The 24,569-nt window shown below is 73.5% G+C and carries 24 protein-coding genes and 1 pseudogene; 10 read left to right on the top strand and 15 right to left on the bottom strand.

The window, feature by feature from the left end:
• Window positions 1–25: 25 nt before the first annotated feature.
• A pseudogene (locus ABD954_RS24305) lies at window positions 26–449 on the top strand (response regulator); the annotation flags it as partial.
• 176 nt (window positions 450–625) lie between these two features.
• Here ABD954_RS24305 and ABD954_RS24300 read toward each other — a convergent pair.
• From ABD954_RS24300 to ABD954_RS24290, 3 genes are all read right to left on the bottom strand, one after another.
• A complete protein-coding gene (locus tag ABD954_RS24300; protein WP_345488821.1) occupies window positions 626–2,071 on the bottom strand; it encodes an MFS transporter in 1,446 nt (481 codons plus the stop codon).
• Window positions 2,072–2,218: 147 nt separating this feature from the next.
• Window positions 2,219–3,415, bottom strand: coding sequence for a thiolase C-terminal domain-containing protein (locus tag ABD954_RS24295; RefSeq protein WP_345488819.1), 1,197 nt, complete (start codon window positions 3,413–3,415; stop codon window positions 2,219–2,221).
• A gap of 13 nt (window positions 3,416–3,428) precedes the next feature.
• The gene (locus tag ABD954_RS24290; RefSeq protein ID WP_345488817.1) at window positions 3,429–5,600 is read right to left on the bottom strand and encodes an acyl-CoA dehydrogenase family protein; all 2,172 of its coding nucleotides are present in this window, start codon (window positions 5,598–5,600) and stop codon (window positions 3,429–3,431) included.
• A gap of 246 nt (window positions 5,601–5,846) precedes the next feature.
• Here ABD954_RS24290 and ABD954_RS24285 point away from each other — a divergent pair, with 246 nt between their 5' ends.
• Window positions 5,847–6,914 carry a hypothetical protein gene (locus tag ABD954_RS24285; protein ID WP_345488815.1) on the top strand — a complete coding sequence of 356 codons (1,068 nt, stop codon included), beginning with the start codon at window positions 5,847–5,849 and terminating at the stop codon, window positions 6,912–6,914.
• A 102-nt stretch (window positions 6,915–7,016) separates the two neighbouring features.
• Complete coding sequence (locus ABD954_RS24280) at window positions 7,017–7,454, top strand: DUF4259 domain-containing protein (RefSeq protein ID WP_345492442.1); 438 nt, start codon at window positions 7,017–7,019, stop codon at window positions 7,452–7,454.
• 3 nt (window positions 7,455–7,457) lie between these two features.
• Here the strand turns inward: ABD954_RS24280 and ABD954_RS24275 are convergent, their stop codons facing one another.
• Window positions 7,458–7,976, bottom strand: a complete 519-nt coding sequence (locus ABD954_RS24275) for a hypothetical protein (protein WP_345488813.1) — start codon at window positions 7,974–7,976, stop codon at window positions 7,458–7,460.
• Between the two features lie 91 nt (window positions 7,977–8,067).
• Window positions 8,068–8,316, bottom strand: a complete 249-nt coding sequence (locus ABD954_RS24270; RefSeq protein ID WP_345488811.1) for a hypothetical protein — start codon at window positions 8,314–8,316, stop codon at window positions 8,068–8,070.
• Between the two features lie 177 nt (window positions 8,317–8,493).
• On the opposite strand from ABD954_RS24270, the gene ABD954_RS24265 reads away from it, so the two are divergent.
• The gene (locus ABD954_RS24265; protein WP_345488809.1) at window positions 8,494–9,744 is read left to right on the top strand and encodes an outer membrane protein assembly factor BamB family protein; all 1,251 of its coding nucleotides are present in this window, start codon (window positions 8,494–8,496) and stop codon (window positions 9,742–9,744) included.
• A gap of 39 nt (window positions 9,745–9,783) precedes the next feature.
• Here the strand turns inward: ABD954_RS24265 and ABD954_RS24260 are convergent, their stop codons facing one another.
• The 4 genes from ABD954_RS24260 to ABD954_RS24245 form a co-directional block, all read right to left on the bottom strand.
• Complete coding sequence (locus tag ABD954_RS24260; RefSeq protein ID WP_345488807.1) at window positions 9,784–10,764, bottom strand: alpha/beta hydrolase; 981 nt, start codon at window positions 10,762–10,764, stop codon at window positions 9,784–9,786.
• A 127-nt stretch (window positions 10,765–10,891) separates the two neighbouring features.
• Window positions 10,892–11,272: a hypothetical protein gene (locus ABD954_RS24255; RefSeq protein ID WP_345488805.1), complete on the bottom strand. Its 381-nt coding sequence runs from the start codon at window positions 11,270–11,272 to the stop codon at window positions 10,892–10,894.
• Window position 11,273: 1 nt separating this feature from the next.
• Entirely contained in the window at window positions 11,274–11,552 is a 279-nt protein-coding gene (locus ABD954_RS24250) for a DUF397 domain-containing protein (protein ID WP_345488803.1), read from the bottom strand.
• Window positions 11,512–12,360, bottom strand: coding sequence for a helix-turn-helix domain-containing protein (locus ABD954_RS24245; RefSeq protein ID WP_345492440.1), 849 nt, complete (start codon window positions 12,358–12,360; stop codon window positions 11,512–11,514). Before ABD954_RS24245 ends, ABD954_RS24250 begins: the two co-directional genes overlap by 41 nt.
• Window positions 12,361–12,496: 136 nt before the next feature.
• Here ABD954_RS24245 and ABD954_RS24240 point away from each other — a divergent pair, with 136 nt between their 5' ends.
• Window positions 12,497–12,853: an ATP-binding protein gene (locus tag ABD954_RS24240; protein WP_345492438.1), complete on the top strand. Its 357-nt coding sequence runs from the start codon at window positions 12,497–12,499 to the stop codon at window positions 12,851–12,853.
• 46 nt (window positions 12,854–12,899) lie between these two features.
• A complete protein-coding gene (locus ABD954_RS24235) occupies window positions 12,900–13,547 on the top strand; it encodes a class I SAM-dependent methyltransferase (protein ID WP_345488801.1) in 648 nt (215 codons plus the stop codon).
• Here ABD954_RS24235 and ABD954_RS24230 read toward each other — a convergent pair.
• Together ABD954_RS24230 and ABD954_RS24225 are read right to left on the bottom strand one after the other, a co-directional pair.
• Window positions 13,513–15,006, bottom strand: coding sequence for a membrane-associated oxidoreductase (locus ABD954_RS24230; protein WP_345488799.1), 1,494 nt, complete (start codon window positions 15,004–15,006; stop codon window positions 13,513–13,515). The genes ABD954_RS24235 and ABD954_RS24230 overlap by 35 nt on opposite strands.
• 59 nt (window positions 15,007–15,065) lie before the next feature.
• On the bottom strand, window positions 15,066–16,532 hold the full coding sequence (locus tag ABD954_RS24225; protein ID WP_345488798.1) for a hypothetical protein: 1,467 nt from the start codon (window positions 16,530–16,532) through the stop codon (window positions 15,066–15,068).
• A gap of 492 nt (window positions 16,533–17,024) precedes the next feature.
• On the opposite strand from ABD954_RS24225, the gene ABD954_RS24220 reads away from it, so the two are divergent.
• The 3 genes from ABD954_RS24220 to ABD954_RS24210 all read left to right on the top strand — a co-directional run bounded on the left by ABD954_RS24220 (window position 17,025) and on the right by ABD954_RS24210 (window position 19,981).
• On the top strand, window positions 17,025–17,864 hold the full coding sequence (locus ABD954_RS24220) for an N-acetylmuramoyl-L-alanine amidase (protein WP_382745766.1): 840 nt from the start codon (window positions 17,025–17,027) through the stop codon (window positions 17,862–17,864).
• Between the two features lie 103 nt (window positions 17,865–17,967).
• Window positions 17,968–18,831, top strand: coding sequence for a DUF5336 domain-containing protein (locus ABD954_RS24215; RefSeq protein ID WP_345488796.1), 864 nt, complete (start codon window positions 17,968–17,970; stop codon window positions 18,829–18,831).
• Window positions 18,832–18,970: 139 nt separating this feature from the next.
• Entirely contained in the window at window positions 18,971–19,981 is a 1,011-nt protein-coding gene (locus ABD954_RS24210; RefSeq protein ID WP_345488794.1) for an LLM class F420-dependent oxidoreductase, read from the top strand.
• A gap of 123 nt (window positions 19,982–20,104) precedes the next feature.
• On the opposite strand, the gene ABD954_RS24205 is transcribed toward ABD954_RS24210, so the two are convergent.
• Complete coding sequence (locus ABD954_RS24205; RefSeq protein WP_345488792.1) at window positions 20,105–20,671, bottom strand: hypothetical protein; 567 nt, start codon at window positions 20,669–20,671, stop codon at window positions 20,105–20,107.
• 141 nt (window positions 20,672–20,812) lie between these two features.
• Between ABD954_RS24205 and ABD954_RS24200 the strand changes: the two genes are divergently transcribed.
• The gene (locus tag ABD954_RS24200) at window positions 20,813–21,106 is read left to right on the top strand and encodes a hypothetical protein (RefSeq protein WP_345488791.1); all 294 of its coding nucleotides are present in this window, start codon (window positions 20,813–20,815) and stop codon (window positions 21,104–21,106) included.
• A 91-nt stretch (window positions 21,107–21,197) separates the two neighbouring features.
• Here ABD954_RS24200 and ABD954_RS24195 read toward each other — a convergent pair whose 3' ends face one another.
• The 3 genes from ABD954_RS24195 to ABD954_RS24185 are packed head-to-tail and all read right to left on the bottom strand — an operon-like array spanning window position 21,198 to window position 24,444.
• Window positions 21,198–22,274, bottom strand: a complete 1,077-nt coding sequence (locus ABD954_RS24195) for a prenyltransferase/squalene oxidase repeat-containing protein (protein ID WP_345488789.1) — start codon at window positions 22,272–22,274, stop codon at window positions 21,198–21,200.
• Window positions 22,271–23,074, bottom strand: a complete 804-nt coding sequence (locus ABD954_RS24190; protein WP_345488787.1) for a class I SAM-dependent methyltransferase — start codon at window positions 23,072–23,074, stop codon at window positions 22,271–22,273. The genes ABD954_RS24195 and ABD954_RS24190 overlap by 4 nt, the downstream gene beginning before the upstream one ends.
• Window positions 23,075–23,118: 44 nt before the next feature.
• The gene (locus tag ABD954_RS24185; RefSeq protein WP_345488785.1) at window positions 23,119–24,444 is read right to left on the bottom strand and encodes a glycosyltransferase family 4 protein; all 1,326 of its coding nucleotides are present in this window, start codon (window positions 24,442–24,444) and stop codon (window positions 23,119–23,121) included.
• Between the last annotated feature and the right edge of the window lie 125 nt (window positions 24,445–24,569).

Here is a 24,569-nt window from a genome sequence, read left to right as displayed (position 1 = left end):
ATCTACGCTGTTCCTCGTGAACGAGATGCCGCGGGACCACCGTCCGCTCAGGCGCACCAGAGTCCTGCTCGCCGAGGATCCGGGCATGCGGCGCGGCGGGCTCGCGCTGCTGCTCGGCATGGAGCCGGACATGGAGGTCGTCGCGCAGGTGGGGCGCGGGGACGAGGTCGTGGACGCGGCACTGGTGGCGCGGCCGGAAGTGGCGCTCCTGGACGTCGAACTGCCGGGGCGTTCGGGTCTGGACGCGGCGGCGGACCTGCGGGAGGAGGTGCCCGACTGCCGGGTGCTGGTCCTGACGACGTTCGGCGGGCCGGGACGGCTGCGCCGGGCGATGGAGGCCGGCGCGGCGGGCCTCCTCGTGAAGGACGGGCCGGTCGAGGAGCTGGCCGAGGCGATCCGCCGGGCCCTGCGCGGCGAGACGGTCATCGACCCGGCCCTCGCGGCCTCCACCGCCCTGGAGACCGGGACCGGTGACGGTGCCAGGACCGGTGACGGTGACGGTGCCAGGACCGGTGACGGTGCCGGCAGCGGTCCCGCCGGCACCGCCGCACGGGCCCACCCGCAGGCTCCCTAGGCGGTGACGCCACGGCTCACGGCCGGCGCCGGGCGGCGCCGGCCCGTGTTGTCACGGCTGCGGCTGCGGCTTCGGCTTGGGCAGCCACAGCGCCATCACCACCGCCGTCCCCACGAGCACGCACGCCGCCAGCCGGAACGCCGCCGCGTAGCCCGAGGTCAGGGCCTCCGGGGTGGTGGCGCCGGCGGTCACGGAGGCGGCGACGGTGGAGAGGGTGGCGAGGCCGAGGGCGCCGCCCATGGTGCGGGAGGTGTTGATGAGGCCGGAGGCCAGGCCGGCCTCGGAGGCGGGGGCGCCGGTGGTGGCGAGGATGGCGAGGGGGGTGGAGGCGACGCCGATGCCGAACATCATGAGGATGCCGGGGCCCAGGATCGTCGTCAGGAAGCCGCCGTCGGCGGTCATGGTGGACTGCCAGGCGAAGCCGGTCGCCGCGACGAGGGCGCCGAGGACGGCGGAGGTGCGGGGGCCGATCAGCGGCATCAGGCGCGGGGCCAGTTTGGAGCCGGCGATGACGGCGGCGGAGCTCGGCACGAGCGCGAGACCGGCCTGGAGCGGCGGGTAACCGAGGACGTTCTGGGCGTAGAGCGTCATGAAGAACCACATGCCGAACGAGGACGAGCCGCAGAGGAACATCGTCACGTTGGCGGCCGACACCGCGCGCGTACGGAAGATCCGCAGCGGCATCAGCGGTTCCGCCGCCCGCCGTTCGACGAGCACGAAGACCACGAGCAGGAGGACGCCCGCCGCCAGGGGCAGCACGGTGGCCGCCGACGTCCAGCCGGACTGTTCCGTCTGCACGATGCCGTACGCGAGGGTCGCCAGGCCCGCCGTGACGAGGACGGCGCCCGGCAGGTCAAGGCGGCGCCCGCCGCCGGCACGGCTCTCGTCGAGCCAGCAGAAGGCGCCGAGCAGGACGAGGGCGCCGATGGGCACGTTGATGAGCAGGACCCAGCGCCAGGAGAGCAGTTCGACGAGGACGCCGCCGACGAAGCCGCCCGCCGCTCCGCCCGCCGCACCGACCGCGGTCCAGGTGCCGACGGCCCGGGTGCGGGCGGGTCCGGCGGGCACGGTGGCGGTCACGAGGGTCAGCGTGGACGGCGACAGGACGGCCGCGCCGAGGCCCTGCACGGCGCGGGCGGCGAGCAGCTGCCAGCCCTCGGTGGCGAGCCCGCCCGCCACCGACGCCAGCGTGAAGAGCGCGAGTCCCGCCATGAACATGCGCTTGCGGCCGAACAGGTCCGCCGCCCGCCCGCCGAGCAGCATGAAGCCGGCGAACGCGATCGAGTACACGCTCACCACCCACTGGAGGCCCGGCGCGGTGAGCCCGAGGGCCGTCCGCATCGACGGCAGCGCCACGTTGACGACGGACACGTCGAGCACGACGAGGAACTGGCCCGCGCAGGCGACGAGGACCACCAGCCAGAGGCGGGCGGGCGGGGATATGGAGGGGTCGGTGGCGGAGTCCTTCGCGGTACGTGTCTGCGGCATGCGGGTCATGGTCGCAGAACGGTCCCGCCCCGTACATCGGCCGCGCGCCCTACGACCGGCGCCCGGCCCCCGGCGTGGACCACGCAACCGCCCGCACCGGCCCCCAGGCCCCCGACCGGCGTCCGGCCCCCCTCACCCCGCCTCGGTCCGGCGCCCCTACGCCCCGCGCCGCAGCATCGTCACCACCGCCGCTCCGCCCAGCCCGATGTTGTGCGCGAGGCCCACCCGTGCCCCCGTCACCTGCCGTCCGCCCGCCTCGCCCCGCAGCTGCCACACCAGTTCCGCGGCCTGTCCGAGACCGGTGGCGCCCAGGGGGTGGCCCTTGGAGATGAGGCCGCCCGAGGGGTTGACGACCCACCGTCCGCCGTAGGTCGTCGCGCCCGACTCCACGAGCTTGCCGGAGGCGCCCTCCTCGCACATGCCGAGGGCCTCGTAGGTCAGCAGCTCGTTGACCGAGAAGCAGTCGTGCAGTTCGACGACGTCCACGTCCTCGATGCCGAGCCCGGACGCCTCGTACACCTGCCGGGCCGCCGCCCTCGACAGGGGACGGCCGACGACGTCGATGCAGGAGCCGGAGGCGAAGGACTCCTCGGTGTCCGTGGTCATCGCCTGCGCGACGATCTCCACGGCTCTCCCGGCGAGGCCGTGTTCCGTCACGAAGCGCTCGGAGGCGACGACCGCCGCCGCCGCGCCGTCCGAGGTCGGTGAGCACTGGAGCCTGGTGAGCGGCCGGTGGACGGTCTTGGCGGCGAGGATCTCCTCGACCGTGTACACGTCCTGGAACTGGGCGCGGGGGTTGCGGGACGAGTGCCGGTGGTTCTTGGCGGCGACCGCCGCGAGCTGCGTCTCGGTCGTCCCGTACCGGTCCATGTGCTCGCGGGCCGCGTTGCCGAAGATCTGGGCGGTGGGCGGGGATGCCACGAAGCCGTGCCCGGCGGCCATGACCCCGTAGTGCCGGGCGACCGGGGACGTCGCGAAGTCGCCGGCTCCGGCTCCGGCGCCCAGGGCGCCCCTCGTCATCTTCTCGAAGCCGAGCGCGAGGACGCAGTCCGCGATCCCGCCCTCCACGAACTGCCGGGCCATCATCAGCGCGGTCGACGCCGTCGCGCAGTTGTTGTTGACGTTGTAGACGGGCACGCCGGTCAGGCCGAGTTCGTACGCGGCGCGCTGCCCGGCCGTGGAGGGCTGGAAGCAGTAGCCGACGGGCACCTGCTCGACGCGCTCGTACGGGACGCCCGCGTCGGCCAGGGCGGCCGCGCCGGCCTCCTTCGCCATGTCCCAGTACTGCCAGTCCCGGGTCTCCGGCTTCTCGAACCGGGTCATGCCCACACCGACGACGTACGCCTTGCCCATCTCCTGGGCCCCCTCAGTCTCTCGGCAGGCCGAGCAGCCGCTCGGCGACGACATTGAGCTGGACCTGCGTGGTCCCGCCCGCGATGGTCAGGCAGCGCGACATGAGCAGTCCGTGCACGGCCCGCTCCCCCGGGCCCTCCGCCACCGCGCCCGCCGGGCCGAGGAGTTCGAGGGCGAGTTCGGCGACCTTCTGCTGGTGGAGGGTCTGGACGAGTTTGCGGACGCTCGCGCCGGGGCCGGGTTCCAGGCCGGAGACCTGGCGCAGGGCGGTGCGCAGGCCGATGCAGGCGAGGGCGTGGGCCTCGGCGACGAGGGCGCCGGTCCGGGCGCGCAGGTGGCTTCCGGCGCCGTCCGCCGCTTTGACGAGCGCTTCGAGTCCGGTGCCGGAGGCGACCTGGTCGGCCATGTGGACGCGCTCGTTGCCGAGGGTGTGGCGGGCGACCCGCCAGCCGTCGTTCACCTCGCCGACGACGGCGTCGGCGGGCAGGACGGCGTCGTCGAACCACACCTCGTTGAACAGCGACTCGCCGGTGATCTCCTTCAGCGGCCGGATGTCGATGCCGGGGGTGTTCCGCATGTCGACGAGGAAGTAGGTGAGGCCGCGGTGCCGGGGCGCGTCGGGGTCGGTGCGGGCGAGGAGGATGCCGTGGTCGGCGTCCTGGGCGGCGCTCGTCCAGACCTTCTGTCCGTTGATCCGCCAGCCGGTGCCGTCGGCGGTTCGCTCGGCGCGGGTGCGCAGGGAGGCGAGGTCGGATCCGGCCTCCGGTTCGGAGAAGAGCTGGCACCACTGCTGTTCGCCGCGCAGGGTCGGCCCGAGGTGGCGCTCCCGCTGTGCCGGCGTGCCGTGGGCGATGAGGGAGGGGATCACCCAGGTGGCGACGGACAGCGGGCTGAGGGTGATGCCGGCGGCGTCCATCTCCCGCTGGACGGCGAGCTGGTGGACGGGTCCGGCGCCGAGTCCGTACGGCTCGGGAAGGTGCGGGGCGGCGTAGCCGGTGGGGGCGAGGGCGCGGCGGGCGGCGCGCGGGTCGAGTCCGGCGGCGGGTGCGAGGGCCTCGCGGGCGGCGGCGCGGAACTCCTCCGCCTCGGCGGGGAGTTCGAGGCGCAGGGTGCGCCGGGTGCCGGCGGCGGTGAGGCGTGCGGCGGTGAGGCGGTGGGTGTCGCCGGGGCCGAGGAGCTGGCGGGCGACGAGGGCGCGGCGCAGGTGGAGGTGGGCGTCGTGTTCCCAGGTGAAGCCGATGCCGCCGAGGATCTGGATGCAGTCCTTGGTGACGGTGTACGCGGTGTCGAGCGCGGTGGCGGCGGCGAGGGCGGCGGTCAGGGACCGGACGGCCGGTTCCGTCTCGCGGGCGGCGCGGGCGGCGTCCCAGGTCAGGGCGCGGGCCTGTTCGAGGCGGACGAGCATGTCGGCGCAGAGGTGTTTGACGCCCTGGAACCGTCCGATGGGCCGGTCGAACTGAACGCGGTTGCGGGCGTGTTCGGCGGCGAGGTCGAGGGCGCGGGCGGCGGTGCCGCAGGCGTCGGCGGCGAAGAGGACGGCGGCGAGGTCGCGGACGAGGACGGAGTCGAGGGCGAGGACGCGGCTCGCGGGGACGCGGACGCCGTCGGCGGTCACCTCGGCGGTCGGCCGGGTGGGGTCGGCGCTCCGGTGCGGGCGTACGGCGAGGGCGGTGGCGTCCACGGCGAGCCAGACGGTCCCGTCGGCGCCGGCTGCGGCGAGGACGAGGAGGTCGGCGGCCGCGGCGCCGAGGACGGGCGGGGCGGTGCCGTCGAGCACGTATCCGCCGCCGGTGCGCCGGGCGGTCAGCGCGCCCGCGCCGAGGGCGACGGCCCCGATCCGCTCCCCGGCGGCGAGCGCGGCGGCCTCCGGGCCGCGCCCCGCGCGGTGCATCAGCTCGGCGGCGAGGACGTCGGGCAGGTACGGTCCGGGCAGCAGGGCCCGTGCGGTCTCCTCCAGGACGACGGCGAGGTCGACGAGGTCGCCGCCCCCGCCCCCGTGCTCCTCGGGGAGGTGGATGCCGGTGAGGCCCTGCGCGACGGCGCCGTCCCAGTAGGCGGGCCGGCCGGTGGCGAGGCCGGGGACGTCGAGGTGCTTGCGGACGTCCTCGCGCGGTACGGCGCGGCCGAGCCAGCCGCGGACGGATCGGGCGAGCTCCCGCTGTTCGTGCGTGATGGCGATGCCCATGGCACGGCAGACTAGAACACGTTTCAATCTGACGGAAGGTCAGATGCGATGCGGGTCCGGCTCGCGCGCGGCCGGGCGCGCGGCAGTCGGCACGATCGGGCACGCGGTTGCCCGCGCGACGGGGTTGCCGGCTGTACGCGGCTGTTCGCGGACGCCCACCCGCCGGCCCACCCGTTGGTTCACGCGCCGGGTCACGCGCCCGCATCACGCGATCATGCTCGCGTCAGGACCGCCATAATCGGCCGCATGTTCCGTATCGCACGCACCCTCGCCATGGCCTTCCTGGTGGCCGTCGCGGCCACCGCCGCGACCGTCCTGCCGGCCCAGGCCGACGCCCAGGAGCTGCCGGGCGGCAAGGCGAACTACGTCGTCTCCCTCGGTCACCTCCGGGATGCCGCCCGCAACAACTGGGTCCGCCTCGGCACGTACGAGTTCGACGCCGCCGCCGGCACGGTCGCAGCCCGCATGTACGTCTGGGAGCACGCCGTGCCCAAGGCCCGCGTGGGCACCGGCACCGTGCCCGACAGCAGTTGTTCGTCGAACGACCTGAAGAGCACCACCCACGTCCTCGCCTGCGAGATCAAGACCGCCGGCGGCTTCACCGGCGCCCCCACCGAACTGCGCACCGGCGTCTACGAGCTGCGCACGGTGACGATCGACGGCGTGGCCACGCCCATCGTGTGGATCTCCTGGAACCACGCCACCGCGTGGACCGAGCAGTGGAAGATCGAGACCGGCACCAACCTGGCCCGCTTGTCCTTCCTCTACAACACCAAGGCCACCACCGGTTACGCCTACGGCTCCAACGCGCCCCTGACCACCCGCCGTGCGATGTCCTCCGTGCAGTCCCACCCGGCCGACATCAAGCTCCAGGGCACGTCCTGGGCCAAGGACGTGACCCAGCCCATCGCCGGCACGTTCGGGCACCGCAACTTCCGCACCTGTGACACCACCACGTGGTGCCTGACGTACCTCCAGCCGAGCTCGTCGGCCGCCTGCCAGAAGGAGGGCGGCTGCCCCCACTACGGGGGTGGCACCGCCGCGAACGTCTCCTCCATCCAGTACTACCTCCAGAAGCTGTCCAACATCGACCGCCGCGACACCATGTGGCACTGGTGCAGCTGCCTGGCCCTGGAGCGGGGCGAGACCTGCTACACCGGCAACTCGCACGTGAAGCCGATGTACCAGGTCATCGACGACACCGGCACCTTCCGCGGCTGGGTCGGCGTCGAGGCGTCCTACTGGCCCAACGGGGGCGAGGACCCGCGCAAGAGCGACATGTTCGCCGTCTACCGCCTGACCGACGCGCTCTAGGGCAGCACGTGCCCCCCTCCACGGAGGGGGGCACTGTCAGTGGTGCCTGTCACGATGCGGGAGCAGGGCACCTCACGGAGCAGCAGAGAGAGCGAGCACGCCATGGGCACCTGGGACATCGGCCCCTTCGACAACGACACCGCCGCCGACTTCTCGTACACGGTCGACGAGGCCCCGGCGGAGAAGCGGGCGGACGTGCTCCTGGCGGCGTTCCGCGAGGTGACCGACACCGGCGAGGACTACCTGGACGCGGACCTGGCGGTGGAGGCCGTCGCGGCGGCGGCCCTGGTGGCCGCGCAGTGCCCGGGCGGCGACCCGGTCACCACCGCGTACGGCCCGGAGGAGCCCATACCGCCGCTCCCGCCCGAGCTCCGCCCGGCGGCCGTCGCCGCCCTCGACCGCGTCCTCGGCAAGGACTCGGAGCTCCTTGAACTGTGGTCCGAGAGCGGCGAGGCGGGCCCGTGGCGAGCGGGCGTGGAGCGGCTGCGGGCGGTGCTGACGGGGGCGGCGGCCGGGGCCGGGGCCGCCCAGGGGGGCTAGGCGTCAGCCGCCGTCCGCCGGACCGTCGCATTGCCCGTCGGGCTCCGCGCCGATCCTGTTCCACATGAAGCCGCCGCGCCAGTCCGCCTTGCCCGCGGCCCAGCCGAGCAGGGCGTCGCGCACCTTGTCCTGCGAGACGGTGAGCGTCCAGTAGTGCTCCGCCGCCCTGCCGTCGCGGTGTTCCAGCTGGTAGACGTTGTCGTCGCGCAGGCGGACCTGGACGTACCAGTCGCCTTCGCGTTCGTCGTCCAGCCGCTGCAGGACCATGTGCTCGTTCCCCCGCCCCAGCGCGGCGAGCATGATGCCGATCCGGGGTCTGGAGGGTCGTCTGGTCATGTTCCCGCGTGAGTCGAACGCGACGAGCACGGACGGTTCCTCTCCTTGCCGCAGCCGCTGCTGCCTGATCCAGGTCCGCTCCTGAGCGGTCAGGAGCGGAGGGGGCGCGGGCGGTGCGTCGGGCCCGTAGACGGCGCCGGGGTCGTCCGGGTCCGACCACGAGCCCACGGCGGAGAGCCGGTACACGTGCTCGCCCCCCGGGCACCGCGACCCGCAGGAGTTCGTCGGGAGCATCGTAGGCCCGGGCAAGGGCCACCGCCCCGGCCGCGGTGCGGCGTTACGGCACCACGGGAAGCGCCGCCGCCCGCTTCCACGCGGACAGCTGCGCGTCGTCCACGGGCTCCATCGGCCCCTGGAACAGCTGCGCGTGACCGTCCTTCACCGTGTCCGCCCAGGCGTGGGTGGCGAAGACGTACGTCGTGCCGTCCACCAGCCGGCCGGTGGCGCCCTCGTCACGGCCGTAGGTGACCCTCACCGTCCCGCGCAGGTTCCCGCGCAGGACGGAGCCGACCTCGACCCGGTACACGTCCTGCGTCCAGCCCTCGATGTCGCGTTGCCCCTCGAACGCGGCCCTCCCTCGCGCGCCTCTCGCTCCTCACCGTGGCCGCGCCGCCCCTGTACGACGGGTCAGCCGCGGGACGCCATCGGCCGTGAACGCCTAGCCTGTTGACGCTTCGCCGGTTGGACCAGGGGTGGGAATCGCATGACGGCAGAAACGAACGGCACGGACAGAACCGGCCAGGGAACCGGGTTCGTCAAGGGGTGCCTCGCGCCACTCGCGACCCTCGTCGGGATACTCCTTCTCCTCGGCGGCCTCATCGCCGCCGTCATCCTGCCCGCCTCGGGCTATGCCCCTGGTTTCTCCATGGCCAAGGTCTGGGACGGCCCCCGTGACACCGTGCCGAGCGAGGACGGAGGCGAGGTCTCGCTCGCGGGCGACGCGGTGGTCCGTAGCCGCGCCGACGCCGTGACGGCCTTCGACGTCCGGTCGGGGAAGAAGCGCTGGGAATACCTCGTGCCCGACCGGGCGGAGATCTGCGCCACGAACCACCACGCCGCCGCCGGGGTCTCCATGGTCGCCTACCGCCAGGCGAGGCCGACGGAGGAGGACTGTGCCACCGTCGTCGCTGTCGACCTCGCCGACGGCCGGGAACTGTGGCGCACCGACGGTGTCGCGGCGGGCTTCCTGGACAAGGTGGCCACCGCCGGCGGCGGACTCGGCGTGCTCCACTACGGGGACCGGCTGCGCGCCGTCGACCTGAAGACGGGTGCCCCGCGCTGGACGGCGCCCCTGCCGAAGGGCTGCGACCCGCACGACCTCGCCCTCGCCCCGAAGCAGGTGGTCGCCGCCCTGATGTGCGGCGCCGAGGCCACGCTCCTCGCGTACGACCCCGCGAACGGCAAGACGCGGTGGACCGTGCCCGTCGACGCCCGGCGCGGTGTGGACGAGGACGCCCAGCTGCGCGTGCTGTCCGCGGATCCGCCGACGGTACGCGTCTACGAAGCCGACGGGAAGACCAGCGGGGTCCTCTCCTACGGGCCGGACGGCCGCACGCGGGCCAGGATCGCCGGCGGGGGCGACTACGGCAAGCTCATGAGCACGCGCGTGGAGGGCGGACGGCTCTTCGCGAGCGTCTGGGCCGGGGACGGGGAGAGCACGTCCTTCAGCGGGATCGTCGCCTTCGACCTGGCGAGCGGTGACCAGCTGTGGCGAACGAAGGTCGCGGGGGACGACTTCGACGTGACGGACGGCCGGGTGACGGCGGCGCGCGGCCACCGGCACGGCGACCTGATGACCGTCCTCGACGCGGCCACGGGCGACGAGGAGGACGACCGGTCCTTCCGCGATTCCGAGGTGCGGTCCATCGCGGGCGTGCTCGCCTACCAGGACCTGGTGATCCTGGTCCACGCAGACGACAGCATGCCGCCGTTCTCCGTGTACGAACGCTGGTGACCGTCGTCCCGGCGGACGCCCCCACCGGCGGCCGAGCCGTCAGGCTTCCGCCGGTGGGGTCTCCTGGCCGGTCCCGGCCTGCGCGAGGAGGCGGCGGAGCCAGCGGGTGCGGGCGTCGCGGGCGTCCTGGGTGACGGCGGCGCGGGGGGCCAGTCCGTCGAAGTGGTGGCAGGCGCCGGACCAGACGTGCAGTTCGGCCTGGCCGCCCGCCTGCCAGATGCCGCCGGCGTAGGCCACGCCCTCGTCGCGGAACATCTCCGCCGACCCGACCTCCACGTACGCCGGGGGCAGTCCGGACAGGTCCGTCGCGCGGGCGGGGGCCGCGTACGGCGGCAGGTCGGCGGAGTGGCGGAGGTCGCCGTGGTACGCCTGCCACGCGGTCTCGTGCGAGACGAGGTCCCCCATGTCGATGCCGGACATCTGGTGGGAGGAGAAGGTCGCCAGGCTGTCGTCCAGCATCGGCGAGAGCAGGATCTGCCCCAGCGCCGCCGGGCCCCCTCGGTCCCGGGCCAGCAGGGCGAGCGCCGCGGCGAGACCGCCGCCCGCGCTCTTGCCGCCGATGACGATACGGCCGGGGTCCACGCCGAGATCGGCCGCGTGCCCGGCCGCCCACACCAGCCCCGCGTAACAGTCCTCCAACGGCTCCGGGTAGCGCACACCGGGCGCAAGCCGGTACTCCACGGACAGCACGGCGAGCCCCAACGGCAGCGCCCACTCGCGCAGCACCGTGGGCAGCACGGACCGGGCGTTGCCCATGACCATCGCGCCGCCGTGCATGTAGTAGAGCAGCGGCAGGGGACCTCCGAGCCCGGCCGGCCGCGCGCTCACCAGCGTCACGTCCGCCGCCCCCGGGGGCCCCGGCACCCGCAGCTCCTCCACCGCGAACAGACCGCCCGCCCGCAGCTCCTCGACCGTCGGCCGCGGCCGGCTCGCCGCGTCGCGTGCCTGCCGGTCCGCCAGGTTCTCCGGCGTGACCGGCTCCCGCCACGCCGGATCCACGGCATCGACAGCGGCGGCCACCTCGGGATCGAACGGCGTCGGCGGCAACGGCCGCGTCGGCCGCGACGACCTCTCCGACTCGTTCACCGGACCACCACCCTCCACACGCGCCGAGCGAGGACCACGGCCGCGACCGTCGCCGGCATCCCTACGAGCGTCGCCATGACCGGAGGACACCCTTCTTGGCGGGCGGCTCGCCGGGCGGGGTCTCGTCCTCGTGCTCCAGCTCCGCGACGGAGATGCGGAGGTGCTTGGTGTCCGTGTGAACGCGTTTGTAGACGTCGTTCCAGGCCGAGTGGCTGACCACGACGAGCCAGCTCACCTCCGACGTCCGGAACACCCGCCGGCCGTACGCCCTGGGCTGACGAGCCTCGTCACCCCGCAGGTCGCACCGGCGGGCGAGCTCGGCCGCCTGCTCGACGGCCGCTTCCCTCCCGCCGTCGACCGGAACCGTACGCGCCAGCTTCCACCGGTCCCCGGCCCACTCGGTCGACTCGACCAGGACCCACCACCCCCCGCCCCCGCTCATGTCAGCGGAGCCGCCCCTCGGCAGCGGCCGTCACGAACGCCGTGAAGGCCGCCGGGGAGGCGAGGAAGTGGGGGCCGGTGGGGTTCTTGGAGTCCCGGACGGCGACGTGGGCGGCGAGATCGGCGACCTCGATGCACTGCCCGCCGGTGTCGCTGCTGTACGAGGACTTACGCCAGGCGGCGGCGCCGAGGGGCGCGCACTCGACGCAGTCGCCGCCGGTGTCGCCACTGAACGAGGACTTACGCCAGCTCACTCCGGTCAGGTTCAGCTCGGTCCCCATACTGTTCCTCCATCACCCGGGCGATCAGTGCGGCCGAGTCCTCCACGGAAAGGGCGGCGGCCCGCAAGTGATCGTAACGGAGGAACCCTTCCCTGACGGCGGCTGCATCGGCGGTCATGTGCCCTTGGACGAAGTCCTCGGTGTAGACGATGTCGGGGTCCTCCTCGAAGCGCAGGAGGTTGAACGAGCCCGGCATCCCGGCGTGCGCTCCCGCCGAGAACGGCAGGATCTGGATCTTCACCCACTCCCGCTCCTGCATACGCAACAGGTGGGCGAGTTGGGCTCGCATCACCTCACGGCCGCCGACCTCCTGTCGGAGCACCGCCTCACTCATGACCACCCAACACAACGGCGGGGTCTCACGGTCCAGGATGCGCTGCCTTTCGAGACGAGCCGCCACCTTGGCGTCGAGGTCACCGTCCGTCCGTACGCCGAGGATTCCCCGGGCGTACTCCGGGGTCTGGAGGAGGCCGTCCACCACTCCCGCCTGAAAGGAGTAGATGTAGGTCGCCTTCGCCTCCATCTCCGCGTACGGCTGGAACCAGTTCGGCAACTGGCTCTTCAGCACCAGGCCGATCAACCTGGAGAACAGCCCGCCCGTCATCAGCGCCGCGTCCAGCTGCTCCGAGAAGCGCCGCGTCGGCACCTTCTTCGCCGTCTCGACCTGGCCCACCAGCGAGCCCGTGCAGAAGAGGATCCCGCCGAGCTCGTCCTGCTTGAGCCCCGCCTCCTCCCTCAACCTGCGTAATTCGTAGCCGTAGTAGTCCAGCGGCGAGGCACTGGGATCGAGGTTCCTGATGTTGGCCACGGCGAGGTTCACCCCCAAGGTCACGCTTTCACGCGTTGGTTCCACCTGGTAGCCGAGCGTAACGGGAGCGCTCCAATCTGGAGGCATGAATCAGGCAACAGACCTCTACCCTGCGGAACTTGGCACGACCTACCGCATGGGCTTCACCGTGAGTGAGCACTCTGCCGGTCACATGCGCCGCATCCTGCGCATGTTCCTCACGCGGTGGGGGCTCGATCCTCTGTACGACGCCTCCGCGCTCGCGCTCACCGAGCTCGTCGCGAACGTCGTCCGGCACGTGCCCGGCCGGCGGTGCACGGTGCTGATCCTGCGGGAGCCGCACGGGCTGCGGGTGGAGGTGGCGGACGGGGAGCGGGTGACGCTCGCCGCGAAGGCCGCCGAGCCGTTCGCCGAGGGCGGGCGCGGGCTGACGCTGGTGGAGGCCGTGACGGACCGGTGGGGGGTGGTGGAAGGGGCGGACGGGAAGACGGTGTGGTTCGAGTGCGACGCATAGGGCACGATGGGCGCCCAGAACCGCGTACCCGCCAGTAGGAGCCCCCATGGCCGCCGCCGACGTCCTCACCGAGCCCAGCCCCGAGATCCTCGCCGCCTTCGAGGCCGCGAAGGGCTTCATGCCGGTCAAGGAGGGGCTCGCGCTGTACGAGGCGGCGGCCGAGGCCGCGAAGCTCGGGCTGCCGCTCCTGGAGGTCGGCACGTACTGCGGGCGCTCGACGATCCTGCTGGCGGACGTGGCCCGGCGGGCGGGGACGGTCGCGGTGACCGTCGACCACCACCGGGGCAGCGAGGAGCAGCAGCCTGGGTGGGAGTACCACGACCCGACCGTGGTCGACCCGGAGGTCGGGCTCATGGACACGCTGCCGACCTTCCGCCGCACGCTGCGGAAGGCGGGCCTCGAGGACCACGTGATCGCGGTGGTCGGCCGCTCGCCGCAGGTGGCCCGCGTCTGGACCGGCCCGCTGGGCTTCGTGTTCATCGACGGCGGGCACACCGACGAGCACGCGACGGCCGACTACGAGGGCTGGGCCCCCAAGGTGGCGCCGGGGGGCCTGCTGGTCATCCACGACGTGTTCCCGAACCCGGAGGACGGCGGCCAGGCCCCGTACCGCATCTATCTGCGGGCGCTGGAGTCCGGCGACTTCCAGGAGGTCTCGGTCACGGATTCCCTCCGGGTCCTGCGCCGCGGCTGATGCTGCGGGTGACGCCCGCGAAGACCGTGGTGGCGAGGATCCAGCCGGCGACGACGAAGGCGTAGGAGAGCGTCTGGTACCAGCCCTCCGGGGCGAAGGCGCCCTCCTGGCCGAAGGAGATCACCGGCAGCAGCAGGTCGAGGGTGAAGAACACCGGGTGGAAGTCGGGTGCCTCGTCGGCCTTCAGCGGGCGCGGGTGGTGCAGGCCGTAGACGACCGAGCCGACGGCGAGCAGGGACAGCAGCCAGACGCAGGCGAGCAGGGGGCGGAAGCCGTAGCCGACGGTGACCTCCTGGAGGTGGCCCCAGAGGCGGCCGGGCCAGGGCAGGGTGCGGCGGTGGCGGCGGAGCTTGGCGAGCTGGACGACGCGGGCGGCCTCGTCGTCGCCGGTGCGGAGGTAGGCGGCGGTCAGCTGCTCGTAGCCGTGAGTGAGGTAGCCGTCGCCGTCCCGGTCCAGCATGGGCAGGCGGCGCTGGGCGGGCTCGTGCGGGGTGAGGGTGGTGTAGACGAGGCCGTTGAGCAGCACCTCGTCCGGCAGGACGTCCGGTTCGAGGAACAGGACGTCGATCTGGGCCCGGCGCAGGTTGAGGGCGCCCTCCATGGGCGGGCTCTTGCGGAGCCAGAGTTCGCCGATGACGGCGCTGGAGGCGCGCAGCGCCATGTCGCCGGTGTGGGACAGCTCGGCGTACGAGAGGTCGAGCCGCCCGGGGACGCGGGCGCCCCGCAGTCCGATCCATCCCTCGACGTGCGCGTACCGCATGTGGACGTCGGTGCCCACGGTGAGGGTCTGGGCGTCGAGGGCGACGTCGCCGGGGTGGCTGAGCCGTGCGTGGTCGAGGGTGACCGCTCCGGCGACGGAGGCGCCGCTGAGCCGCACTTCGCCGTCGACGCGCAGTCCGGGCGCCCACAGGTTGTCGCCGATGGTGGCGTGGCCGAGGCGGAGGGCGGGCCACTTCTCCGTGTCCTCCGGGTCCGGGGTGATCCGGCAGCCGTCCAGGAACAGCGCGCCGTCGATCCGTGCGCCGCCGAGCCGCACCAGGCCGTGGAAGCGGCAGCCGCTCAGGTACACCATGCCTTCGACCTGCACGGTGGCGGCGGCCAGGCCCGGCAGGACGGAACCGTCGAGTTTGAGCGTGCGGAGCCGGGCGGCGTACAGCACGGGGGCCTGCTCGAAGTGGCAGTCGCTGAGCCGCAGGGCGTGGTCGACGACTCCGTACGACAGGTCGAGCGCGCCGCTGATGCGGGCGCCGGACAGCCGGAGGGCGGCTATCTCGCCGTCCTCCAGCGGGCCGTTGAGGAGGAGCGCCCGCAGCACCTCGGCGCGGACGGTCCGCTCGGGGCCCCAGTCGGCGCCGTCCGCGGCGTCCTCGTCCTCGGTGGTGCGGAAGTCGACGGCGGCGCCCTTGGGGAAGGCGTGCCAGACCCTCAGCTCGGCGGGTGAAAGATCGTTCGTGTCCACCTGCCGGGACTCTGGCGGGACCGCCGCGGACCTGTCAACTCCCCTTTCCGCTTGCCGTGTCACTGGAACAGCGTGGTGACGTACAGGCAGTTGGTGTAGCTGTAGCCCGACTCGATCGTGTCCTTGCTGGCCTTGCGGACGGCGGACGACGTGCCCGTGCCGTCCCGCTTCTGGAGGAAGTGGTAGGTGCCGGGGGGCAGCGTCAGGGTCCGCTTCGGGTACGTGGACGACGGGCCGGAGCAGGGTTTGTTCTTGCCGCCGACCGGCAGGACGGCCGGATAGGTCTTGCAGCCGGCGCAGGCGGGCAGGGTGATCCGGCCGGTCACCGGTCCGGTGTAGAGGAGTTCGACCTCGCCGGGGCCGTCGTTGCTGACGACCATGACCTGGCCGGAGCCGTCGGAGGTGGCGGCGGAGGGCACCCGGGCGCCGGCGGCGGGGGACTCCGCGGCGATCTCGGCGGCGATGGCGACGTTCCGGGCCTGGGGGGTCTGCGGGCTGGACGGGTACGCCTTGACGTAGTCGTTCATCGCCGAGACCGCTTCGGTGAACTCCTTTTTCTTGAAGTGGTCGAGTCCGCAGGCGAAGTCGCCGCGCTGGATGGCCCGCTCGGTGTCCTTCGCGAGCTTTCCGAAGGTGGCGCTCGGCAGCAGGTCGACGGTGGTGTCGAAGCGGCGGAGCTCGGTCGCGGTGTCGCAGGGCGCGGCGCCGGTCGACCGGTCGTGGGTGCGCAGGGTCTCGCGGAGGGTCGGTTCGATCTTCTGCGCGTACGGCGACTGCGGGAAGGTGTCGAGCAGGGCGTTGAGGTGCTCGCCCGCCGTGGCCTCCTGGCCCGCCGAGCCGGCCGTCCGGGTGCCGCACTCGAACCACGACTCGGCCAGCGGCTCGTCGGCCTTGCCGACGAGGTCGCCGAGCAGGGCGCGGTCGACGGTGTCCGGCAGGGCGCGCAGATGCGTGAGGGCGGGGACGGCCTGGCAGTGATCCTTCTTCTCGTACGGGGCGGAGACCGCCTTGTAGTAGGCCCGCAGGCGGTCGGGGACGAGCTTTCCGGCGCGGGAGCCGGCGTGCTCGGTGCCGAGCTGCTGGTAGGCGGTGAGGGCGGTGCGGTAGGTCGACTCGACGCTGGTGAAGCTCTGGCCCTGGGACTCCTTCACGAGCCGGTCGGCGGAGGCGAGGAGGTCGAGGAGCCGCTGCTCCTTCGCCTCGTCGCGGGCCGCGCCGTACGCGAAGGCGCCGCCCACCGGCACCGCGAGCAGGACCAGGGCGACGGGGACGACGAGGGCGCGGCGCGCGGAGGCCCAGGAGGGCAGCGGCACGCGCCGCGCGCGCCGGGCGGCGTCCGCGCACGCGAGGAGCAGGAAGGCACCGTAGGCGACGAGGACGCCGGTCGGGACGCCCTCGGGTTCGGCGGGCAGGGCGGTCAGGAGCAGGGCGACGGTGGCCGCCCAGCAGACGACGGCTCCGATCCACTGCCGGAGCAGCACATGGCCGAGGCCCAGGCCGGAGAGGTCGAGGAGGCCGGCGGCCACGGCGTTCGGCCAGGGCTGGGGCGGGGCCGGGGGCGCGGGCGCCGGGGCCGTGCCGTACACCGGCCCGGGGGGCGGCCCGGCCTGGTACCCCGGCCCGGGCGGCGGGCCCGTGTCGTACAGCGGCGGATGCGGCGGCGGGGCCGGTGGCGGAGGCGGTGCCACGGCCGGTGGCCGAGGGAGCGCCGCCGGTGGAGGCGGAGCCGGTGGCAGGCCCACGGGGACGCCGGACCCCCCGGACCCGCCGGATTCACCGGATCCGTCGGAAGCTCCGGATCCGTCGGAAGCCCCGGTCCCCCCGGTCCCCTCCTGGCCCGCCGCGCGTCCGGTCCATTCCCACGGCGCCGGTTCCGGGCGCGCGTCGTTCGGTTCTTCCCCCGCCACAGGTCCCCCTCTGTGGTCATCGTGATGGTGCTCCCTCCTTACCCTTCACCGAGTTCTCACACACGCCGCCCGCTGCGGGCATTCCGTGGCCGGACCGCCTAAAGTCGCGGGGTGCCGTACGACCACCGGAAGCTCCTCGCCCTCGCCCTGCCGCTCGCACTGCCGCTGGCCCTGACCGCCTGCGCGGCGGAGGCCCCCCAGGGGTCCCGTAGCGGCGACGCGAAGCACACCGCCGCGACCGCCACCGCCTCGACCTCGGGTGCCGCACGGCCCGCGCTCCCGCTCGCCGGGCGGACGATCGTCGTCGACCCCGGCCACAACCCGGGCAATTTCCGCCACACGGAGGAAATCAACAAGAAGGTCGACATCGGGACGAACCGCAAGGAGTGCGACACCACCGGCACCTCCACGGACGCCGGGTACACCGAGGCCGCCTTCACCCTCGACGTCTCGCACCGCCTCCGCGACCTCCTGACGAAGCAGGGCGCCAAGGTGGTCCTCGTCCACGACGCCGAACGCCCCTACGGGCCCTGCATCGACGAGCGCGCCCGGATCGGCAACAGCGCCCGGGCCGACGCCGTCGTGTCCGTCCACGCGGACGGCTCGGCGGTCGGGAACCGGGGATTCCACGTGATCCTGCCCGCGCGGGTGAGCGGCGGCGGCGCCGACACCGCGAAGATCGTCGGCCCGTCCCGTACCCTCGGCGAGAAACTGGCCGCCGCGTTCGCCCGCGCGACCGGTGCCCGGCCCGCCAACTACCTCGGCTCCGGTACGGGATTGGACGTCCGCGACGATCTCGGGGGACTCAACCTCTCAACCGTGCCCAAGGTCTTCCTCGAATGCGGCAATATGCGTGACCCGAAGGACGCCGCGCTCCTGACCGACCCCGCGTGGCGCCAGAGGGCGGCACAGGGAATCGCGGACGGCATCGGCACCTACCTGGAGGGGTAGGACCGAGGAGCGTTCGGGCGAACGATAGATTCCCTCCGTACGATGGGGCCGCCCCCGTGCTTCGCGCCACCCCGACGAGACGACCCGACGAAGGACTCCTTACGTGAATATCCGCTCCCTCACCCGAGGCGATGGCGTGCTGATCGGTGCAGCGGTGGTGCTGTTCATCGCCTCGTTCCTCGGCATCTCCGGCTGTGACGCCCCGGGCAACCTCTGCGACTCGTACGAATCCCCCAACTCGTGGGAGGCGTCTCCGCTCGGCTGGGGCTCCTTCTTCCTGGGCATCGCCGGAGCCGCCCTCGTGGTCCTCTCGCGCGCCCTGCCGCAGCAGCGCAAGGTGGCCGGCCTGGAGCTGGGCCAGGTGGGCACGGCGTTCACCGTCGCCTCCGCCTGGACCCTGCTGATGTGGGTCTTCGAGTCCGGCAACGCCGGCGCGGGCCTGATCCTCGGCCTCATCGCCGCCCTGATCCTGGCCGCCGCCGCGATCGCCGGCCCGCTGGTCCCGGCCCTGCAGGGCCCGCTCCTCGGCGCCCCGCGGCCGCAGACCCCGCAGCCCTACGGCATGCAGCCCGGCCACCCGGGCCAGCAGGGCGTCCCCGGTGGTTACGGCTACCCCGGCGCCCAGCAGCAGCCGTACGGCGCCCAGCCCGACCCGTCGCTCGGCGGCCAGCCCTACGGCGCGCAGCCGCAGGCCGCGCAGCCGCAGCCGCACGCCCCGCAGGACTCCCAGCCGCAGCCGCAGCCGCAGGCCGCCCAGGCGCCGGCCTCGGACTTCCAGCCGTTCTGGTTCGCGGTGCCGGTGGCCCGCCCGCTGTACGGCGAGGACGGCTCGGCGGCGCCGATCGCCGAACTGGCCCCCGGCACCTGGTACCTGGCGGTCGAGCAGCGCGGCCAGGCCCTGGTCGCGCAGACGCAGGACGGCCGCCGCGGCGTCCTCCAGGACACCACCGGCATCCAGCGGGGCTGACCGGCCCCGGCACTCCGCAGCACCGACGGCCCCCCGCCCGGATCCCTTCCGGGCGGGGGGCCGTTGCCGTACAGTGCCCGCCGGACGCACCTGACGGATCGTCAGGCATTGTCGGCGGACCGGGAAGGCGGGAGACGGCATGCGACTCGGACTCGCCCTCGGCTACTGGGGCCGCGGCCCCTCCCCCGCCCACCTCGCACTCGCCCGCGAGGCCGAACGCCTCGGCTACCACTCCGTGTGGACCGCCGAGTCCTGGGGATCCGACGCCTTCACCGCGCTCACCTGGATCGCCGCCCACACCTCCCGCGTCCGGCTGGGCACGGCCGTCGCGCAGATGGCCGCCCGCACCCCGGCCGCCACCGCCATGCACGCGCTCACCCTCGACCACCTCTCCGGCGGCCGCGTCCTGCTCGGACTCGGGCTGTCCGGGCCGCAGGTCGTCGAGGGCTGGTACGGGCGGCCGTTTCCGCGCTCGCCGCTGACCGCGACCCGCGAGTACGTGGACGTGGTGCGGCAGGTGCTGCGCCGCGAGGGCCCTCTCACCCTCGACGGGCGCTACCACCCCCACCCGTACGACGGTCCCGACGGCACCGGCCTCGGCAAGCCGCTCAAGGCCATCACCCACCCCCTGCGGCCCGACCTGCCCGTGCTGCTGGGCGCCGAGGGCCCCAAGAACGTCGCCCAGACGCTGCGCATCGCCGACGGCTGGCTGCCGCTCTACTGGTCGCCCACCCGGTGGGCCGAGGCGTACGACCTGCCGGACCGGCTCCCGGACGGCTTCACGGTGGCACCGATGGTGCGGGCACAGGTCTGCGCCGACATCACCGCCGGGCTGCTGCCGGTGAAGCACATGCTCGCCTTCTACATCGGCGGCATGGGCCACGCGACCCGCAACTTCCACGCCGACCTGATGGCCCGGATGGGCTACGAGACGCAGGCCCGGAACATCCAGGAGCTGTTCGCGGCGGGCCGTCGCGAGGAGGCGGTGCTCGCCGTGCCGGACGCCTTCGCCGACGAGATCTCCCTGGTCGGCCCGAGGCAGCGCATCGCCGAACGGCTCGCGCGGTGGCGCGAGGGCCCGGTGACGGACCTCCTGGTCACGTCCCCGGACCCGGCGACCCTGCGGGTGCTCGCGGAGCTGGGCGGCTGAGGTCGGCCGGGCGGACCCGGGACGGGCGGGGACGGGCGGGGACACGGCGTGCCCCGGGGCGCGGGACGGCCGGGTCGGCCCCAGGACGGGTCGACGCGGTCCGGACCGCCGCTCAGCCGCCGCTCAGCCGCCGCTGAGCTGGGACGTGCTCGGGACCTTGTCGACGACCTCCGCGCCCGCGCTCTTCCCCGCGTCCTTCACGCCGTTGATGACGTTCTCGAAGGCGCCGATGTCGCCCTCGGTGGCCTCGCCCTTGCGGAGCTTGGTGCCGAGGTCCTTCAGGGAGTCGATGCCCGCGCTCAGCGGGGCCACCGCCTTCGACAGCAGGGCGTCGCCCTTGGCGTTGTTCACGGCCGCCTTGAGCCGGTTGTAGGTGAAGGCGCCCGCGAGGCCCGCCTTCACCAGGGCGACGGTGCGGCCGTCGGCGCCCTTCTTGAACTTCCCCGCGCGGTACGGCTTGACGATCCACTGGTACGTGGCGCCCGCCGCCAGGCCCGCGTTGGCCACGAACCGGGTCTTGGCCAGCCTCTGCTGCTCGAAGGTCGCCGATGCCGTCGCCGCCGGAGTGGCCCGGGTGTCCGTGGTCATGCTCTGGGAGGTGTCGCCGCCGCAGGCCGCGGTCGTGGCGAGGAGCGCGCCGGACAGGAAGAGGGCGACGGCGGCGCGGCGCGCTCGGAGCGAGGTGGGCACGGTGAGACCTCCCTGGGGCCTCGGGGACTGTGGCGTCAGCCTCGCCCCCGCCCCGGGGCCGCGCCACCCGGTCGCCTCCGAACGGGTCTCGGACCCGTTCCGGGCGGGTTTCGGACGGCGAAGCGCGGCAATCCGAGGGATATGAATTCCGGACGGAGTAACACCACGCAAGCGGCGAGGGTGATCGTCGTCCTCGCCGATGTCATGGCGGCCATCATCGGCCTGTGGATCCTGATGTACCTGCTGGACGCGAACCGGGCCAACGGTCTGGTCGAGTTCGTCCGCAGCGTGGCCAGTTGGCTGGCGGGCTGGTCGCACGACCTCTTCACCTTCGACGAGGCATGGGCACGGGTCGTCGCGGGCTACGGCCTCGCCGCCGTGGTCTACCTCGTCGTCGGCCACTTCGTGGCGGGGCGCCTGCTGCGTCGCCATTGACGCGACGGCGGCCCGGACCCGAGCCGGGCCGTCCGTCCGCTTCCCGTAACGGTCCGGGCCGTCCTCCTGTGGGGGAGGACGGCCCGGACGGTCAGGCGCAGCAGTCGGGTTCGAGGCCGCGCGGCAGGCGTTCGCCGCCGAAGACGGCGACCGTCGCCTCGTCGCCGCCGAGCGCGGCGACCGCGAGCAGCAGCGAACCGGCGGTCCAGGTGGTCTGCTCCTCGGGCCAGAAGGCCCGGTTGCCCTCGAAGACGTAACCGGTCCAGTAGGCGCCGTTGGCGGCCCGCAGGTGTCCGATGGACGCGAGGACGTCCAGGGCCCGGTCCGACTCGCCCATGGCCCACAGCGTCAGGGCGAGTTCGCAGCTCTCGCCGCCGGTGACCCAGGGGTTGGGCAGCACGCAGCGCACGCCGAGCCCCGGCACGACGAAGTCGTCCCACCGCGCGTCGATGCGGGCCTTGGCCTCGGGGCCGGTGACCGCGCCGCCGAGGACCGGGTAGTACCAGTCCATCGAGTAGCGGGACTTGTCGAGGAAGCGCTCGGGGTGGCGGCGGATCGCGTGACCGAGGGCGCCGGCCGCCAGCTCCCAGTCCGGCTGCGGCTCCTCGCGCTCCTCGGCGATGGCCAGGGCGCAGCGCAGCGCCTGGTGGATGGAGGAGCTGCCGGTGAGCAGCGCGTCGGCCACGGGCGTGCCGTCGGCCTCGCGCTTCCAGCCGATCTGGCCGCCGGGCTGCTGGAGGCCGAGGACGAACTCGACGGCGGCGTAGACGACGGGCCACATCCGGTCGAGGAAGGCGTCGTCGCCGGTGGACAGGTAGTGGTGCCACACGCCGACGGCGATGTACGCGACGAAGTTGGACTCGCGGCCGCGGTCGGTGACGTCGTCGGGGTCGCCGTCGTGGTAGGCCGCGTACCAGGACCCGTCGGTGTTCTGGTGCCGGGCCAGCCACGCGTAGGCGCGGGCGGCGGCCTCGTGCTCCCCGGCGGTGTCGAGGGCCATGGCGGCCTCGGTGTGGTCCCAGGGGTCCAGGTGGTGTCCGCGGAACCAGGGTATGGCGCCGTCCTCGCGCTGGGCGGCGAGGATGCCGGCCACGGTCTCGGCGGCCTGCTCGGCGGTCAGGACCCCGGGCAGGACCAGGTGTTCCGCGATCCGCTCGGGAGAGGTCACTTGGCCGTGTCTCCCGTGGCGGTGGCGGCGGACCCGGTGGCGGCGTCGGCGGTGGCCGCGTTGGCGGTGGCCGCGTCGGCCTTCGGGAGGTGGGGCTTGGTCGCGTACGCCACGAAGCTCTTGCCGACGACCGGGTTGAGCAGCTGCTCGGTGATCCGGGTCAGGGCGGGCTTCTTCATGATGTCCCAGACCAGCAGCTTGTGGTACGCGCGGACCGGCAGCGCCTTGTCGTTGTCGACGCCGAAGGCGCACTTGAGCCACCAGTAGGGCGCGTGCAGGGCGTGGGCGTGGTGGGTGCCGTACGGCCTGAGGCCGGCCTGCCGCATCTTCGCGAGGAGTTCGTCGGCCTTGTAGATGCGGATGTGGCCGCCCTCGACCTCGTGGTACTCGTCGGAGAGCGCCCAGCAGACCTTCTCGGGACCGTAGCGGGGCACGGTGACGGCGATGCGTCCGCCGGGCCTGAGGACCCGGACCATCTCGGCGAGCACGCCCTTGTCGTCGGGGATGTGCTCCATGACCTCGGAGATGATGACGACGTCGAAGGACTCGTCGGGGAAGGGCAGGTTGAGCGCGTCGCCCTCCATGGCGGTGGCGGTGGCGCCGGCCGGGGCCTCACCGGCCTCCTTCATGGCGGCGAACCACTTGGCGACCTCGCGGATCTCCTCGCCGTTCTGGTCGAGGGCGACGACCTGGGCGCCGCGCCGGTAGCACTCGAAGGCGTGCCGGCCCCCTCCGCAGCCCAGGTCGAGCACGCGGTCGCCGGGGGCGAGCGGGAAGCGGGTGAAGTCGACGGTCAGCACGGGGTCTGCCTTTCAGTGGCTGCGCGGAGGGGGTGGCCGCGGTGTCAGGGGCGGGGGGCCGCGACGCGGCCGTGGCGGGCGAGGGCCTCGCGGTAGAGCTCGGCGGTGCCCTGGGCCGCCCTGGCCCAGGTGAAGCGGGAGAGCACCCGCTCCCGGCCCGCGGCGCCGAGCCGGGCGCGCAGCTCCGCGTCGCCGAGGACCCGGCCGAGCGCGGCGGCGAGGGCGCCGGCGTCGCCCGGGGGGACGGCCAGGCAGGTCTCGCCGTCGGGTCCGGCGACCTCGGGGATGGCGCCGCCGGTGGTGGCGACGAGCGGGGTGCCGGTGGCCATGCCCTCGGCGGCGGGCAGCGAGAAGCCCTCGTAGAGGGAGGGGACGCAGGCGACCTGGGCGGAGCGGTAGAGGTCGACGAGCTCGGCGTCGGTGACGCCCTTGACGAAGCGGACGGCGCCGTCGAGCCCGTAGCGCTCGATGGCCTGGGCGACGGGCCCGTCCTCGGCGCGCTTGCCGACGACGACGAGGTGGGCGTCGGGGTGTTCGGTGCGGAGCTTCGCGAGCGCCTCGACCAGGTGGACCAGGCCCTTGAGGGGGACGTCGGCGCTGGAGGTGGTGACGATCCGGCCGGGGACCTCGGCGACGGAGGGGTCCGGGGACCACAGGTCGGTGTCGGCGCCGATGTGGACGACCTTGATGCGGTCCTCGCGGACGCCGAGGTGCTCGACGATCTCCTGCCGGGAGGTGCCGGAGACGGTGAGGACGGACGGCAGGCGGCGGGCGACCCGCTTCTGCATGCGGGTGAAGGCGTACCAGCGGCGTACGGAGGCGCGGCGCTTCCAGTCGGCGGCGGCGTCGAGTTCGAGCTGCCGGTCGACGGTGATGGGGTGGTGGATCGTGGTGACGAGCGGGGCGCCCAGCGCGCGGGGGCCGCCGAGGAGCCCGTAGCCGAGGGTCTGGTTGTCGTGGACGACGTCGAAGTCGCCGCGGCGGGCGGCGAGCATGCGGCGGGCCCGCAGGGAGAAGGTGAGCGGCTCGGGGAAGCCGCCGGTCCACATGGTGGCGACCTCGAGGGCGTCGATCCAGTCGCGGTACTCGTCGCGGCCCGGGGTGCGGAAGGGGTCGGGCTGGCGGTAGAGGTCGAGGCTGGCGATCTCGGTGAGCGGCACGCCCTCGTCGAGCGTGGGGTACGGCTGGGAGCCGATGACCTCGACACTGTGGCCCAGGCGGGCGAGCTCGCGGGAGAGGTGGCGGACGTAGACGCCCTGGCCGCCGCAGAACGGGTTCCCCTTGTACGTGAGGAGAGCGATCCGCAACGGACGGTCACCGCCCGGGCCGGCGCCCGGTCGGGGGCTTGCCTCTACGGCCTCCGCGGTCATCTGGGACCCCCTTCGAGCGTGCTTTTCGCGCGAGCGTAACCGCCCGCGCTAATCTAGAACAAGTTACAGACTTGATCGTCCGGGATCTTCTTGATCTGCTTGACCGGTCCGCACGACCGCCCCGC

The sequence above is a fragment of the Streptomyces roseoviridis genome, from assembly GCF_039535235.1.
GTDB lineage: Bacteria > Actinomycetota > Actinomycetes > Streptomycetales > Streptomycetaceae > Streptomyces > Streptomyces roseoviridis.
This window is presented reverse-complemented; position numbering and strand designations above follow the sequence as displayed.